This is a genomic window from Cytobacillus oceanisediminis 2691 (assembly GCF_007678455.1).
In the GTDB taxonomy this organism is placed as follows: Bacteria; Bacillota; Bacilli; order Bacillales; family Cytobacillaceae; genus Mesobacillus; species Mesobacillus oceanisediminis_A.
In genome coordinates, this window is sequence record NZ_VEEP01000009.1 from 198,578 (window position 1) to 213,025 (window position 14,448).

The following is a 14,448-nucleotide window of genomic DNA, read 5'->3' on the forward strand; positions in this document are numbered from 1 at the left end:
CGAGCTACTTCGGACAACTTTGGGGCTACTACTCGAAAAGCTGGCCGAACTTCGGGCTACTTCGGACAACTTAAGAGCTAATACACGGAAACCTGTCCGAACTCGGGGCTGCTTGGACAACTTTGGCGCCAATATAGGAAAAGCTGTCCGAACTCGGGGTGCTTCGGACAGATTTGGGGCTACTACTCGTAAAGTTGACCAAACTTGGGGCTGCTTCGGACAACTTAAGAGCTAATACACGAAAACCTGTCTGAACTCGGGGCTGATTCGGACAACTTTGGTGGCAATACACGAAATGCTATCCGAATTCCGAGCTGCTTCGGACAGCTTTGGGGCTACAACACGAAAAGCTGGCCGAACTTCGGGCTACTTCGGACAGCTTTGGGGCTACTACTCGAAAAGCTGGCCGAACTACGAGCTGCTTCGGACAACTTTGGTCCTAATGCACAAAAAGCGGTCTGAACTTCGGACCGCTCCGGTTTCAATTTTCATAAAATGCCGTTCAAAGTGCTCCATAGTACAACAGAAAAATAACAAAAAAAGACACCATTATAAAAGGTGCCTCCATCATGAACTATTCGTCTTGTTCGATAAAGATTTCAGTTTTGTCACTGGCTGCCTTAACGGTAGCGAATGACCCGATCGGCAGGGTGGCAAATGGCTGGACATGTCCGAAATTGACATTTGCGATGATCGGTATATTCCTTAATTCTACTTTACTCAAGATGATTTTTCTTAATGCCTCTTCTGTGACATTGGAATTCTTTTGGAAACGGCCAATCAATAGAGCTTTTATTGAGGCTGCGTCTGGTAGGTGAAGAAGTGACTGGAGATCCCGGTCAAAACTTCTTGAATGGCTTTCTTCATCATCTTCAATGAACAGGATGCTGTCTTTCAGGGATGGCATGAATTCTGTACCCTGAAGCAGGTTCATTGTGCTAAGATTGCCGCCGATCAACTTCCCGCTTGCTTCTCCTTCCCGGATGACCATATAGCCATCGTTTTCGTGGAACGTCCGATTTTCCTGTTCGAGATACCAGGCGTCATCTGACCAAGTTTCAGAAGGAGAAATTTCATATGGTGCATCATTTGTAACTGCATCCAAAAAAGAATTCAATGTATATTCCAACCCATGTTTCACGCCAAAGGTTGAAAAATGTGGGCCTGAGTATGTTACAAGCCCGGTTTTCTTATAGATTGCCAGCTGCAACGCCGTAATATCGCTGTAGCCGCAAAAAACCTTCGGATTGGAAGCGATCAAATCATAGTCTATGTATTTCAGCAGCTGGTTGGAATTGTATCCGCCTATGGCCGTTAAAATCCCTTTTACATTCGGGTCGGTAAATGCTTCATGCAAGTCCTCGATCCGTTCCTCAATCGAAGAACTGAAAAACTCATCATGAGCATCTGCATACCTTCCAAACGTCACCTTAAAGCCCAGCTGCGTCAATCTCTCAACAGCCAGGTCTAGTTGAGCTCCCTTCAGAATGATCATGCTTGTCGCTGGTGCGATGATCCGAATCTCATCCCCAGGCACTAACTTGGGTGCAAACATATTCTCCCCGCCTCTTCAATGATATCTTCTATTTTATCAAAGAAAAGGCAGGGTGTAAGCATGTTCTGGTCTTTCAATTTGTTCTCAGGATCTATACAAGTGCAGGCTCAGTTTTTCGTCCCGTTTTTGACTTCTCGATAATGTCTGTTGCAATCCAGACTCCGCAGGCACTTGCCTGTGCAAGTCCGCGAGTGATGCCGGCACCGTCTCCGCCAACATACAGGCCGCTTATTTCTGTTTCAAACTTGTCATTCAGCTTCGGCCGTGCTGAATAGAACTTCGCTTCAACTCCATAGAACAGCGTATGTTCAGAAGCAAGTCCAGGCGTAACCTGGTTCAATGCTTCCGTCATTTCCACAAGACTCTTAAGGGTGTTATACGGAAGGACCAAACCTAAATCTCCAGGTACTGCTTCCTTTAAGGTAGGTTCAAGGAATCCCTCTTTGATTCTTTTTTCCGTTGACCTGCGGCCCTTTAAAATATCTCCGTATTTTTGCACAATCAGCCCGCCGTTGGAAAGGCTGTTCGCCAAACGGGATATTTCATGCGCGTATTCATTCGGTTTATCGAACGGATCAGAGAATGTATGGGACACGAGCAAGGCAAAATTCGTGTTGTTGCTTCCAAGCTTTGGATCCTTATAGGCGTGGCCGTTTGCAAGCATGATTCCGGAATGATTCTCGACAACTACATGTCCCGATGGATTGCTGCAGAATGTCCTAACGCTGGTCCCTACTGAGGTATTGAAAATGAACTTTCCTTCGTATAGATGTTCATTTATTTCCTCCATGACGACATTGGATGTTTCGACGCGGACGCCAATATCGACCTGGTTATTGATCATCTTAAGCCTTCTTTTTTTCAAAAGCTGTGTCAGCCATTTGGAGCCGTCACGGCCCGGGGCAACTACTACTTTATCAGCATAAATTTTTTCCCCGTTCTTAAGCTCAACACCTGTGACTTTATGGCCGTCATGCGTTTTTTCAGTAATCAAATCCTCGATTTCTGTCTTGAACGCCATATCCACCTTTTCTTTTAAGTATTCAAAGATATCCTTTAAAATCTCAAGATTCTGTTCTGTACCAAGGTGGCGAACCTGGGCTCTGAGCAACTTCAAGCCAGCGGCATAACCTCTTCGTTCGATTTCACGGACTTTATCTGTCATTGGATCAGTTATACTTTCCGTTGCACCATGCTTGAGATTGATCTCATCTACATATTTTATCAGTTCGACAACTTTTGAATCAGGCAGGTAATCCGTCATCCAGCCGCCGAATTCACTTGTTATATTGAATTTCCCATCTGAATAGGCACCTGCACCGCCGAAACCATTGGTGATCGAACACGCCGGCAGGCATCCTGCAAAATCCTTTTTCCCAGCTGGCGGCGGGCATTTTTCAATTTTCTTTTGTAAAATCGGGCAGTTCCTTCGATAAATATCATGTCCCTTATCCACTAACAGAACATTAGCTTCAGGCATCTTTAACGATAATTCATAGCAAGTGAAAATCCCTGCTGGACCTGCTCCAACGACAATCACATCATAGTTTGTTTTCATTCTGCATCCCCCGCCATTATCAGTTTTTTGCTTAACCAATGGTAAATATAACAAATAACACCCACGCAGTCAACCAAAACACGAACTATAAATAATAAAAGCAAAATAAATGTTCGTGTTAAACCGGGGCATATTAAGAGGCTGTCTGTTAGCAGACAGCCTCGCAAACTATTTAAAAAGCGTTTTAAATTGCTATATTTTTACCAGTTATAGCTGCAGCAAGCACCAATGATGATTAACAAGATAAACAGAACAACGATCAATGCAAAACCGCCGTATCCGTAACCACAGCCAGCACCTGCGACTCCTGCATATGGGTAACCTCCGCCACAGAAAGTGCCATAAGTTGGAGCTGTTGCCATTGGGGCAGTTACAGGCATTGGGGCATTATCATATCCGTACATTTAAAAACCACTCCTCGTTTGTTTTTGAATTGCTTTCCCTTTACGGTATGATATGGGTACTTGACCCGTTTGTGCATTAGCCTATTTTTTTTAATTTATCATTTTTCACAGCCATGCCGACTTTTCAATTCATTCATGGCGGGTAAAGGTTAAAATGGAATAATAGCAACCAATGTCCGGAGGGTACAGCCAAGTATGAAATCTAACGCTAAAAAAATTTTAACCTTATTTTTCCTTACGGCCGCAGTGATTTCCTTTTTAGCGATTCAATCAGAACATTACTTGTCCGAGGATTTAAATGTTTATGAAAAAATCTCCGCCGGTTCGTCGATCAATTACCTGATTATCGGTGACAGTATTGGGCGGGGTGCTGGAGCAGAAAGCAAAGACCTTAGGTGGTACAGCCAGTTCGAGGTGCTTCTAAAAGATTTCAGCGGATCCCGGGCACGCCGAAATAGTATTGTCCAGAGTGGAGCGACTGCTTTTGAAGGATTATACAAACTGCAAAAAGCCCCAAAATTCAGTGATGTCGACCTCATTTTTATTGTTTTTGGCGAAAATGATCGTAAATATATGGACGCTGAGCAATTCACTTTTTTCTATGAGAGACTGATCAGAAAAGCAAAAGAGCGATATCCCAACTCTGAAGTGATCACGATCATCGAGAATCCTTTAAAGCAGGAGGAATTTGCTGACGCAATTAACAGAGTTTCTGACCATTACGGCGCTAAGCCATTAGACATGCGAATTCCTTTCAAGGAATCTGGCATGCTGACAGAACAGCTGACGACTGATATGGTGCATCCGAATGGAAAAGGATATCAACTTTATGCGTACTCTATTCTGGAGTTGATCAAAGATAATATCCAAAAGGAAAGGGATATTGCCGGATATCCTAAACCCTTGACCAGGAATCAAGCAATCTCTCTGTCTGAAAAAAAACATTTCTCTGCCCGTAAAGGGTTCCGAAGGCAAAATGGTATAAATATAAGCAAGCGTCCCGGGGATTTTCTGGAATATGAGTTTGAGGGCTCCATTCTCGGGGTGACAGCAATAAGAAGCCAGGACGGTGGAATGGTCAAAGTTTATATAGACGGTAATTATGTAAGTACCCTTTCTACCTGGTGGCCGTTCTCACGGGAGCGGTTCTTATATATAGCAAGCGGCCTTGAGAACGGTCATCATACGGTCCGTTTTGAAACGCTAAAAGAGGCATCCTTGCATAACAAAAGTGACATATCGATGATCCAGATTTCTTCGATCATCGTCGCTGTCGATGAAGAAAAATAATATAGAAATTTCCTAAAGGAAAGTGTATGATACTTTCTATATGCCCACCTTAACAGCAAATTGTATGAATGTCCCGTGACTTGGGAAGCTTTTTGCAGGGCAGCAATAATTCCTGAAGGAGATACTATGAGAAGTATATTCAAAAATTTCATTAACGGCATCCTTACCATTGTCCCGATCATACTCGTGATCTATGTGATTTATAAAACCTTTATGTTTTTGGACAGTTTGCTTGGAAATTTGCTGAAGCCCCATTTAAAAGAAAGCTATATTCCAGGTATCGGCCTGTTGACAACATTGGTTTTGATAACATTCCTCGGCTGGCTGTCGACCCGGTTCATTACAGGCAGCATCATTAGGCTGGTTGACAGACTTCTGGAAAAAATCCCTTTGGTCAAAACGATTTATTCTGTCATCAAAGATACTGTCCATTCTTTTCTCGGGGATAAAAAGTCCTTTTCAAAAGTGGCTTTGGTTACGATCCCAGGAACAAACATGAAAAGTCTCGGTTTCATTACTTCTGAGAACCTTCAGGCGTTTCATGAACCATTATCAGGTCATGTTGCCGTTTATGTACCTCAAACTTTTCAAGTTGCCGGTTTTACGTTCTTGATTCCAAAAGAAGACATCGAAATTCTCGATGTAAAACCTGAGGATGCAATGAAATTCATCCTTTCAGGAGGAATGACTTCCTCAAACGGAGAGAAACATGTGAAACAAAACAGCCGCTGACATAAATCAGCGGCTGTTTTCTATTCAAAGGTCACTTCAAGAATTGGAGTGGATCCTTTCTCAACATTGCTTTCAGTCAATTTCTCTAATGAGGATGCCTGGTCGGTGTTAGTGATGATAATTGGGGTTATAGTACTCTTCGCTTTTTCACTGATGATCCCTATATCAAAGGATACAAGTTTATCCCCTGCCTTTACCTGATCACCTTGCTTCACATGTGTTTCGAAGCCTTCACCATTTAAGGAAACCGTCTCCAGCCCAATGTGGATGAGAATCTCTGCCCCGTTTTTAGCCCTGATCCCTACCGCATGTTTTGTAGGGAAAACTTGGATGACTTCACCGTCTACCGGCGCAACAACTATGCCATCTTCCGGTTTAATCGCCAAACCGTCACCCATCATTTTTTCAGAAAAAACAGGATCAGGAACTTCATTCAGATCGACTGCTTTCCCGGTAATTGGTGCCAGAAGCTTGATTGTTTTAATTGGTTCCTCCTTTTTTCCAAACAACTTTTTAAACATAGGTACCATTCCTTCCTGCGTATTTTTATGTTCAATCCTGGAACAGTTTTAGTAACTCACCATAACCTTCTTCTTCCAGCTTTTCTTTCGGAACGAACCTCAACGCTGCTGAATTGATGCAATACCTCAGTCCATTTTCACCCGGACCATCATCGAATACGTGTCCTAGATGGGAATCCGCACTTTTGCTCCGCACCTCGGTCCTGACCATGAAATGGCTCAAATCCTGTTTTTCGATGATTTCTTCCTCTTGGATTGGTTTTGTAAAGCTCGGCCAGCCGCAGCCCGCATCATATTTATCCCGGGAGCTGAATAACGGTTTTCCTGAGACGATATCTACATAAATCCCTTCCCTCAGGTCATTCCAATATTCATTCCGGAATGGTGGTTCTGTCCCATTGTTTTGTGTCACTTCATATTGCATCGGCGTCAGCCTTTTCTGTAAATCTTCTTGATTCTTTTTCATTTTCTACTCCCCCAATGTTCCCGGATATAAGCTTCACGTCCTGAACCTTTATGATAAGCATTATATCGTTCCGGATTTTTTTTATAATAACCCTGATGATAGGTCTCAGCAGGATAGAAGGTCTTCGCCGGCAGAATTTTTGTCGCAATTGGCTTCGAGAACTGTCCGCTCTCACCAAGCTTCCTTTTCGACTCTTCAGCAAGCTGCCTCTGTTCTTCATCATGATAGAAGATGGCGGTCTGGTATGATTGGCCCCTGTCATAAAACTGTCCGCCCGGGTCGGTCGGATCGATTTGCTGCCAATATAAATTCAGAATCTCCTCGTAAGGAAATACCTCCGGATCAAATGTAATTTGCACAGCTTCATAATGGCCGGTAGTCTCACTGCAGACCTCTTCATATGTAGGGTTTTCCTTCGTGCCTCCTGTATAGCCCGACACAACACTGTAGATTCCCGGCTGCTCATCAAATGGCTTCACCATACACCAGAAACAGCCTCCGGCAAATGTCGCAAGCGCCCGATTTCCTTTATTCATGATTCCACCTCTTCCAATTTCTAAATAACTCCACTTAAATACTTATTCCCTATTGTATAACTTTTAAAGCAAAAAACCCATTCATTACACTCAACAGTAAAAGCCCCTTCCGGAGAAGAAGCTTTTTGCTTTTGATTATTTGAATTTTGTTTTTTTGCGAATTTCTTTATTGATATTTTTCCAGTGCCTTTTTTCTTCAGCTTGTGCTTTCTTATCCACCTTCCGGTCAATATAAGCCAGTTCTTTTTGCAGCTTTTTATAGCTGGCCAGCCTGCTTACATCCAGGAGACCTTCATCAATCGCCGAACGAACTGCACAACCCGGCTCGTTACCATGGGTACAATCACGAAATTTACATTCTTCAGCGAACTGATCGACATCTGCAAAGCTTTCGCTGATACCCTCTTCACCTGTCCATAGCTGAATCTCTCTCATACCCGGTGTGTCAATGAGTACTGCACCACAAGGCAGCAAGACCATTTCCCGGTGTGTTGTCGTATGCTTGCCCTTATCATCGCTTTCACGAATTTCCTGTACCAGCTGTTTTTCGTATCCGGAGAAATAATTGACCAGGCTTGATTTTCCGACCCCTGACGATCCGATTAAAGCGACCGTCCGTCCCGGGCCTAGATATCTTTGTACTTCCTCCATGCCGGTTCCTAAAAGTACACTCACTGGTATGACAGGAACCCCAATGGCCACCCCTCTCACCAGTTCCATCTTTGTTTCAAGGTCATTTTCCAAATCTGCTTTGCTCAATATGATGACCGGATTCGAACCGCTCTCCCAGGCAAGCAAAAGATACCTTTCAATCCGCCTTAAATTCAGATCATCATTAAGTGAATTTACGATGAACACCGTATCAATATTAGCAGCGACAATCTGCTCCTCGGTGACCTGACCTGCAGCCTTCCTGGAAAACTTGCTTTTTCGTGGCAGGATTCCCCGGATTGTTCCTCGCATTTCACCTGGTGAGGTCTTGACGGCCACCCAGTCACCAACCGCCGGCAATTCATCCCTGCCATTTGCTTCATATGTCAATTTGCCTGAAAGAGTACAGAGATATTCACCATCTTCGAGCCATACCCTGTAACTATGCTTGTGCTCCAACGCCACCCTGCCAGGCTTGTAACCTTGGAATTGACCTTCCTCGAAAAACTTTTTTATTTCAGCAGTCATTCCGATATTTTCAAGTTTATTCATTCAATTTTTCCTCCATCATGCTTAATTAATAAAAAAAACCACAGGAATGCACAGTCCCGTAGTTTGATAAGCATGTAGAAAAAAAGACGAATAGTCGATTGTTCCGCTTAGGTTAGTGGGACGTGCAATAAGTAACGGCCATCTTAAAAACATTTAACATTCTGCTCATTGCACTCCACCTGCCTCTCGTATAATTATCTTCAGTATATGGAAAAATTTTCTCTATGTAAACCCTTTTTTATAAATCCCCCTGTTCATAGCGACAGTTCCGCACCGATCATGCCCAATTTGCATATTTTACATTTGAGTATTCTATTTAGGAGTGAGGGGTATGTCCACCAGAAATCAGAATGAGTACCTGCATAAAGCTTCCATGTATGATTTATTGGCGAATTACTATAAATATATTGACCCGAATATGCATGTCATGTACTACCATAAACATTTGCGTAACCTGAACAAAGCAGTACAGTTGATGCGTTCCTATAGTGCACCAGTTAGTACACCAAACACTTTACCGTCAATGCTGCGCTTCTTGCACGCTTCCCCCGGGCTAAAGGCTGTAGATATTTATTTAAATGGCAGCCGGGTACTGCGTGACTTTGAGTATAAAAACAATAGCAGCCATATGCAGCTGCAGCCTGGAAAGTATCAGGTTGACATCTATCCTGCAGGAGATAGCGTTTCCACCGTCATCAGCAAAAAAATAACTGTCGACCCAGGAAGGATTTACACTGCCGCAATCGCCGGACCTGCCAATAAACTTCAGCTGCTGACATTTGAGGATCACCCGCAAACACCTGTCGGAGAAACGAAAGCAAGATTTATCCATCTTTCACCAGACGCCCCGGCAGTAGACATAGCCGGAATGAATGGGGATATCATCTTCCCGAATGTATCCTTTAAGCAAGCTACCACATACCTGGCACTGACCCCAATGACCATCACACTGGAAGCAAAAATTGCAGGCACCAAAAACACCGTATTGACAATCCCGGATGTCAAACTACTGCCAAATAACGCCTATACAATTATTGCTGTTGGGACAGCAAAGGGAGAGCCACCGCTTGAAGTACTTTTATTGCAGGGATGATCCTGGCCGGGAGACCGGCCATTCTTATTTGCTTATGAATACTGCAATTCAGCAAAAGTCATGCAAAAAGGCGCTCACAAAGAGCACCTTTCTAATCTGCAGGAACCAGCAGTGTAAATTTAATATTGTCTTTCTTTAAATCAAATTCATTGACACGTACCTTTATATCACTTTTCAGCTTAAGCCGCTGCATCGATACGTATACCCTTTCTTCCTTGGGCTGGATTTCAACAGCTTCCGGCAAATGGTAGCTGTCCCGAACGAACTTTAACACAGTTGAAACGGGAAGGTTCAATCTTCCAACTGATATTGACCTTTGTTTCAGGATTAAATCTCCATTTTCCAAAGCCTGCGGTTCGAAGGTCAGCTTCAATTCCAACTCCTGACTGAAGATTGGGATTGTCCCATATAATTCAACTTCATCTGTTAGCAATACTTGATATTCAAACTGGCTATTTTTCATTTCTTCTTCTAAATAATGATTGATGACCCTGTTCAAGTCCCGTTTGTTCGTCGATACATGAAAGGCAACATCATCCATTGCCGCATTATTTCTGTCAGGCTCTATCTTCGATTCCTCAGCAGGCATTGAGATCAGAATCCAAAAGAGTAAAATCGAAGCTGCAATGAGACCCAGCAGGATAAAGAATCCTATCTTCCACTTATTTTTCACCATCAGTCTTTATAACTCCTCTGTTCAATTCTATTCATTCAGCGAATCAAGGACCTGTTCATCCAGCAGTCCATATATCCGATCGGCAATTAATTGGTAACCCCGGTCATTGGGGTGAAAATAATCTGTGTACAAAAGATTCTCTTCATTGTTCAGGAAAATATCATGGATGTCCACAAAGAACGCATTCCCGTCCCTCTCCACTATAGAAGTGCTTTCCCCATTCCACTCATCCACTATTAGATTCATTTCATCCACATCTGCAAACCAATTGTAAAATGGATTATAAAGTCCCACCAACACAATAGGGGCTTTGGGATTTAAATCGCGGATTGATGCGAATATTTCCTGTAGCTGTTCAGCGAACATCTTCTGTCCGTTTTGGAATTGATCAAGTCTTAGATTGGAAAAATTCTCTTTGACTACCTTCATTAAATCATTACCGCCGATGGTTAAAATGATTAAGTCGGCTTCCTCTACAGATGATTGCAAGTTTTTATTCTCCAGCCTTTTTAACAGCTGGTCCGTCCTGTTGCCACGAACTCCAAAATTCTCAAAATTAGCATTCCTGATTGATTTTTCGCTTTCAAGGTCATCTGCAAGATATGGTATATATCCACCAGAATTCGTACTGTCACCGACCCCCTGTGTCAGAGAGTCTCCGGCAGCAACAATATGCAGCTCCCTTGGAAAAAAAGAATCCGGCAAGGCTTCCTTTATTTCCATCCCTGTTTTCTTCACGTTATTGAAATTCCCTTTTTGCAGGTTTTCAAACGGATTGCAGGCACCTAAAAAGAAAATCATCAGGACATAAAGTAAGGTGAATTTTTTGAGCAATTTTTATCACCTACCTATGAAAAGTATAATCATTATAACATTTAATAGCTTTGTTTGTTCATTTGCAGAAGCATGCATTAGGCCCAACCTTTTATTTTAATCTGTGCAATCAGCCGGTGTGGCAGTCCCGACCGCAAAAAAACAGGCCACATAAGCGGCCTATTGAAGTGTTTTAATATCTTCGACGATCTGATCAAAAGGTACTTCTTTCAGACCTGTATAATACTTCCTCATTACTCCTTCTTGGTCAATCAGATAGAAGTCAGTTCCATGAATGACCTGGTCTCCTTCTTCAGGTTTCTTAACAAGGGCTTTAAAGCTTTCAAGCGCAAATTTTTCTATTTCTTCCTGGCTGTAACCAGTCAGGAATGACCAATTGCTGAAATCCACATTGAACTTCTGGCCATATTCTTTAAGAACTTCGGGCTTATCGACAGTTGGATCGACACTGAATGATACAATTTCTACATTCTCTAGCTTTTCTTCCTTGATCATATCCTGAAGTTTGGCCATATTAGCAGTCATCGGCGGACAAACATCCGCACAGTTCGTGAAAACGAAATCCGCAACCCATACTTTCCCTTTTAAATCTTTTTTGCTAAGCTGTTCACCATCTTGATTCGTAAATGTAAAATCCTCAATCGGATAATTTACCTCATCCTTTAATCCGCTGTTTCCACAGGCAGCTGCAAAAACCGCAACAGCAGCCATCATGATCAGCAAAAGTCCCTTCTTCACGTTCATCACCTGCATTTTCTTATAATGTCCATATCCAATTTTAGCAGACGAGTTTGAGAGAAGAAAGAAAAAAGATATGAGGAAACTGTGAAAAGGACGAAACTCAATTTGTTCCATTTTGGCTTTGGGAATTTTTCATTGTAGTGAAAAAGTCTTTGATGAAGTCAGTATAATTAAAGTTAACAGCGACTTGATGGACATTAAATTCAGCCTTGCTGACCGTGTCCCTGAAATCTCCAATACTCTGTCCAAATGCCTCTCCGCGATTCACGACAATCTTGACAGGGATTTTACGGTAAACGACCATCTCCTCATTCAATAATGCCCATAAAGTAAGAACATCGTGGAGAGGCGCACCTGTCAAATCTGGATTCCGCTTCTTATAAAATTTATAGTAGTAATCGTACATGGGCTTTACAAGGCTTCCTACTTTACTACCGATTGATTGATAATATGCATCCAGCTCATCAATAAGCGCAGGTGTCACAATGGCGCCGCTGGTGACATTGAGAGGGATGATTTTGACTGGTTTTTTTGCTTGTGCCAGGACAATATTTGCAGCGTAAGGATCACCATAGAAGTTTGCTTCTGCGACTGGTGTGACATTCCCTGGTTCATTGAAAGCACCACCCATGATGTAAAAATCCTTTACTTTTTTCATGGTCTCAGGATAAAGGATGAACGCAGCAGCCAGTGATGAAAGCCTGCCGACGTTCACAATCACGATTTCATCTGGATTTTTTTCGATGATTTCCTGGATGCCATGAAAGTTTTCAAGTGTAGCATCCACTTCAAAATCAGGAATGATAGGGCCAAGCCCTTCAACGCCATGCACATCTGGTACATATTCAGGCGGCTCTCCTGTTAATGGCAATTCTGCGCCAGCGAAGGCAGGAATATCATGTCTTCCTGTCAGCTCCTGCAAATAGGCGGCATTCCGGAGCGCATCCTGTTTTGATACATTCCCGTAATCCGCCACTACGCCCAGCATATCAATTTCCTTGTTGAAAAAAGCATATAATACAGCAATATTATCATCAACTCCAAAATCGCTAAAGAACAGCACCTTTTTCGCCAAAACGAAGCACCCCCTTGTAAAATTATATTGAAAGGGTTGAAAATAATGGCAAAAAAGTAAAAAGCCCTGAATTTTACTCAGGACCTTCTGTTAGGATCGGGACCAATATCTCAAAAGTGGTTCCCTCTCCTTTGATACTGGACACTTTAATTTGACCTTTCATCCGTTCTACAATCTGGTAACATACCATCAATCCCATGCCAGTTCCCCGCTCCTTTAATGAATAAAAAGCCGTTCCCAGCCTTGAGAGCTCCTCAGCCGTCATCCCAACCCCTGTATCCTTGATTATGAAGACACCATAATCGCCCTGTTTTTCAACGGTCAAACTGAGCTTTCCTCCGTCATCCATTGCCTCGATTCCATTTTTCAGGATATTGATCAGCACCTGTTTTAATTCGCTCTTGTTACCTTTGATTTTCACGGGCTCCTTTATATCGGTGTGCAGGGATATATTCTTGGACATCATCGCATAAGAGCTCATTAGATCCATTACCTGCTCAGCCAAGTCTTTTCCTTCGATGGTTTCCAGCTTCCCTACATCAGGTTTTGCCAGGCTTAAATAATCATTGATGATCGTTTCCGCCCTGTTCAATTCTTCAATCATCAGTTTTAAATATGTATGCTCTTCTTCACTCATGTCCTTAGCGAGGAAAATTTGCAGGAATCCTTTCACTACCGTCATGGGGTTCCTGATTTCATGGGCAACAGAAGCAGCAAGCTGGCCGATTGCGTTCATCTTTTCAGCACGCTGGAGCTCTTGCTGCAGCTTGGTCCGTTCAAAAATATCCTCTATTGTGTTAATTGCTTCCTCAAGCAAAATCGATTCATTCTCTTCGAGAGAAGACTGTCCCAGTTCTCTTGATGCAGCTGATACACTTTTGAATAGCTGAGAAAGCTGGGAAGCCATCTCATTAAACTGTTCACTCAATATACTCAATTCAGACTGGTCGCGGACAGGCAGCTGTACAGTAAAATTGCCGGAACTGATTTCCTTTATGCCATAAAACAAGTCATCTACAGGTTTCATCACCTTTTTGAGGCCCCAATTCAAAATGATATAAACCGCAACTAAAATGGCGGACATCTGGACTATTAACAGGAAAAGGATTTCCATCTGATTTTGCCTGATGATCGTTGCCTCTGCATCTATCCCCAGAATCGCGACTACTTTCCCGCTATTATCCATGATAGGGGCAAAGGATGAAACCCATGATCCATACTGGTCCGAGAAAATATCTGTACTTGTCACCTTATGCTGATCCCGGCTGGCGCGAAAAGCACTTAGAAATTGATCACCTGCGTCGTAAAACATCTGAGACCCAAAGGAATAATCGCGATAAATGTCAGATGCGGCGAGGATGTATACTTTTTGGTTCTGGTATTCATCAGGCAGTATGACATACGCTCCGAGGAAAGAAGCACTTTTCTCTCCGACCATGGTCAATATTTTCTCAAGCCGCTCGCTTGATTGGTTTGTCTCATTCCTGAGAGGTTCTGCATTTTTTATATCATCCGGGTCAATTGTCGATGACCAAAGCCCCGCAACCCCCTCAACCTTGTCAGCCATTTGGTCTTTCAACTGTTTAGACTGGAGGTAAAAACTTGTCCCCATAATCGAAACGACTACAACTGTTGTAATCATATAAGAAAACATCCATACTTTATTGAATATTGAAAGGTTTTTTAGATTGAATTTCATATTTTCATGGTCACTTTCCGTTCCATCAAGAGTGAATAGTTAAAAACATTCGACATTTTTTTATG

15 protein-coding genes are annotated in these 14,448 nt (G+C 42.7%); 3 read left to right on the plus strand and 12 right to left on the minus strand.

Features of this window, described 5'->3' with window-relative positions:
* Positions 1 to 574: 574 nt before the first annotated feature.
* The 3 genes from FS736_RS18145 to FS736_RS18155 all read right to left on the minus strand — a co-directional run bounded on the left by FS736_RS18145 (position 575) and on the right by FS736_RS18155 (position 3,475).
* The gene (locus tag FS736_RS18145) at positions 575 to 1,555 is read right to left on the minus strand and encodes a S66 family peptidase (RefSeq protein ID WP_144479880.1); all 981 of its coding nucleotides are present in this window, start codon (positions 1,553 to 1,555) and stop codon (positions 575 to 577) included.
* Between the two features lie 91 nt (positions 1,556 to 1,646).
* Positions 1,647 to 3,113 (minus strand): NAD(P)/FAD-dependent oxidoreductase, encoded by a 1,467-nt coding sequence (locus FS736_RS18150; RefSeq protein WP_144479882.1) that lies wholly within the window; start codon positions 3,111 to 3,113, stop codon positions 1,647 to 1,649.
* Positions 3,114 to 3,313: 200 nt separating this feature from the next.
* Positions 3,314 to 3,475 carry a YjcZ family sporulation protein gene (locus tag FS736_RS18155; protein WP_144480049.1) on the minus strand — a complete coding sequence of 54 codons (162 nt, stop codon included), beginning with the start codon at positions 3,473 to 3,475 and terminating at the stop codon, positions 3,314 to 3,316.
* A gap of 237 nt (positions 3,476 to 3,712) precedes the next feature.
* Between FS736_RS18155 and FS736_RS18160 the strand changes: the two genes are divergently transcribed.
* Together FS736_RS18160 and FS736_RS18165 are read left to right on the plus strand one after the other, a co-directional pair.
* Positions 3,713 to 4,807, plus strand: a complete 1,095-nt coding sequence (locus FS736_RS18160) for an SGNH/GDSL hydrolase family protein (protein ID WP_144479884.1) — start codon at positions 3,713 to 3,715, stop codon at positions 4,805 to 4,807.
* Between the two features lie 126 nt (positions 4,808 to 4,933).
* Complete coding sequence (locus tag FS736_RS18165) at positions 4,934 to 5,539, plus strand: DUF502 domain-containing protein (protein ID WP_144479886.1); 606 nt, start codon at positions 4,934 to 4,936, stop codon at positions 5,537 to 5,539.
* A gap of 20 nt (positions 5,540 to 5,559) precedes the next feature.
* Here FS736_RS18165 and FS736_RS18170 read toward each other — a convergent pair whose 3' ends face one another.
* The 4 genes from FS736_RS18170 to rsgA form a co-directional block, all read right to left on the minus strand.
* Positions 5,560 to 6,060 carry a PTS sugar transporter subunit IIA gene (locus FS736_RS18170; RefSeq protein WP_144479887.1) on the minus strand — a complete coding sequence of 167 codons (501 nt, stop codon included), beginning with the start codon at positions 6,058 to 6,060 and terminating at the stop codon, positions 5,560 to 5,562.
* 31 nt (positions 6,061 to 6,091) lie between these two features.
* Complete coding sequence (gene msrB / locus FS736_RS18175) at positions 6,092 to 6,526, minus strand: peptide-methionine (R)-S-oxide reductase MsrB (RefSeq protein ID WP_144479889.1); 435 nt, start codon at positions 6,524 to 6,526, stop codon at positions 6,092 to 6,094.
* On the minus strand, positions 6,523 to 7,062 hold the full coding sequence (msrA, locus tag FS736_RS18180) for a peptide-methionine (S)-S-oxide reductase MsrA (RefSeq protein ID WP_144479891.1): 540 nt from the start codon (positions 7,060 to 7,062) through the stop codon (positions 6,523 to 6,525). Before msrA ends, msrB begins: the two co-directional genes overlap by 4 nt.
* A 135-nt stretch (positions 7,063 to 7,197) precedes the next feature.
* Positions 7,198 to 8,265 (minus strand): ribosome small subunit-dependent GTPase A, encoded by a 1,068-nt coding sequence (gene rsgA, locus FS736_RS18185; protein WP_144479893.1) that lies wholly within the window; start codon positions 8,263 to 8,265, stop codon positions 7,198 to 7,200.
* A gap of 331 nt (positions 8,266 to 8,596) precedes the next feature.
* Here rsgA and FS736_RS18190 point away from each other — a divergent pair, with 331 nt between their 5' ends.
* Complete coding sequence (locus FS736_RS18190; protein ID WP_144479895.1) at positions 8,597 to 9,358, plus strand: DUF4397 domain-containing protein; 762 nt, start codon at positions 8,597 to 8,599, stop codon at positions 9,356 to 9,358.
* Positions 9,359 to 9,449: 91 nt separating this feature from the next.
* Here the strand turns inward: FS736_RS18190 and FS736_RS18195 are convergent, their stop codons facing one another.
* The 5 genes from FS736_RS18195 to FS736_RS18215 all read right to left on the minus strand — a co-directional run bounded on the left by FS736_RS18195 (position 9,450) and on the right by FS736_RS18215 (position 14,326).
* Positions 9,450 to 10,034 carry a YpmS family protein gene (locus FS736_RS18195; protein ID WP_144479897.1) on the minus strand — a complete coding sequence of 195 codons (585 nt, stop codon included), beginning with the start codon at positions 10,032 to 10,034 and terminating at the stop codon, positions 9,450 to 9,452.
* Positions 10,035 to 10,061: 27 nt separating this feature from the next.
* A complete protein-coding gene (locus FS736_RS18200; protein WP_260983646.1) occupies positions 10,062 to 10,868 on the minus strand; it encodes an SGNH/GDSL hydrolase family protein in 807 nt (268 codons plus the stop codon).
* A gap of 159 nt (positions 10,869 to 11,027) precedes the next feature.
* On the minus strand, positions 11,028 to 11,612 hold the full coding sequence (locus FS736_RS18205; RefSeq protein WP_395883525.1) for an SCO family protein: 585 nt from the start codon (positions 11,610 to 11,612) through the stop codon (positions 11,028 to 11,030).
* A gap of 97 nt (positions 11,613 to 11,709) precedes the next feature.
* Positions 11,710 to 12,684, minus strand: a complete 975-nt coding sequence (locus tag FS736_RS18210) for a nucleoside hydrolase (protein ID WP_144479899.1) — start codon at positions 12,682 to 12,684, stop codon at positions 11,710 to 11,712.
* Between the two features lie 73 nt (positions 12,685 to 12,757).
* Positions 12,758 to 14,326: a sensor histidine kinase gene (locus tag FS736_RS18215; RefSeq protein ID WP_260983647.1), complete on the minus strand. Its 1,569-nt coding sequence runs from the start codon at positions 14,324 to 14,326 to the stop codon at positions 12,758 to 12,760.
* Positions 14,327 to 14,448: the final 122 nt, after the last annotated feature.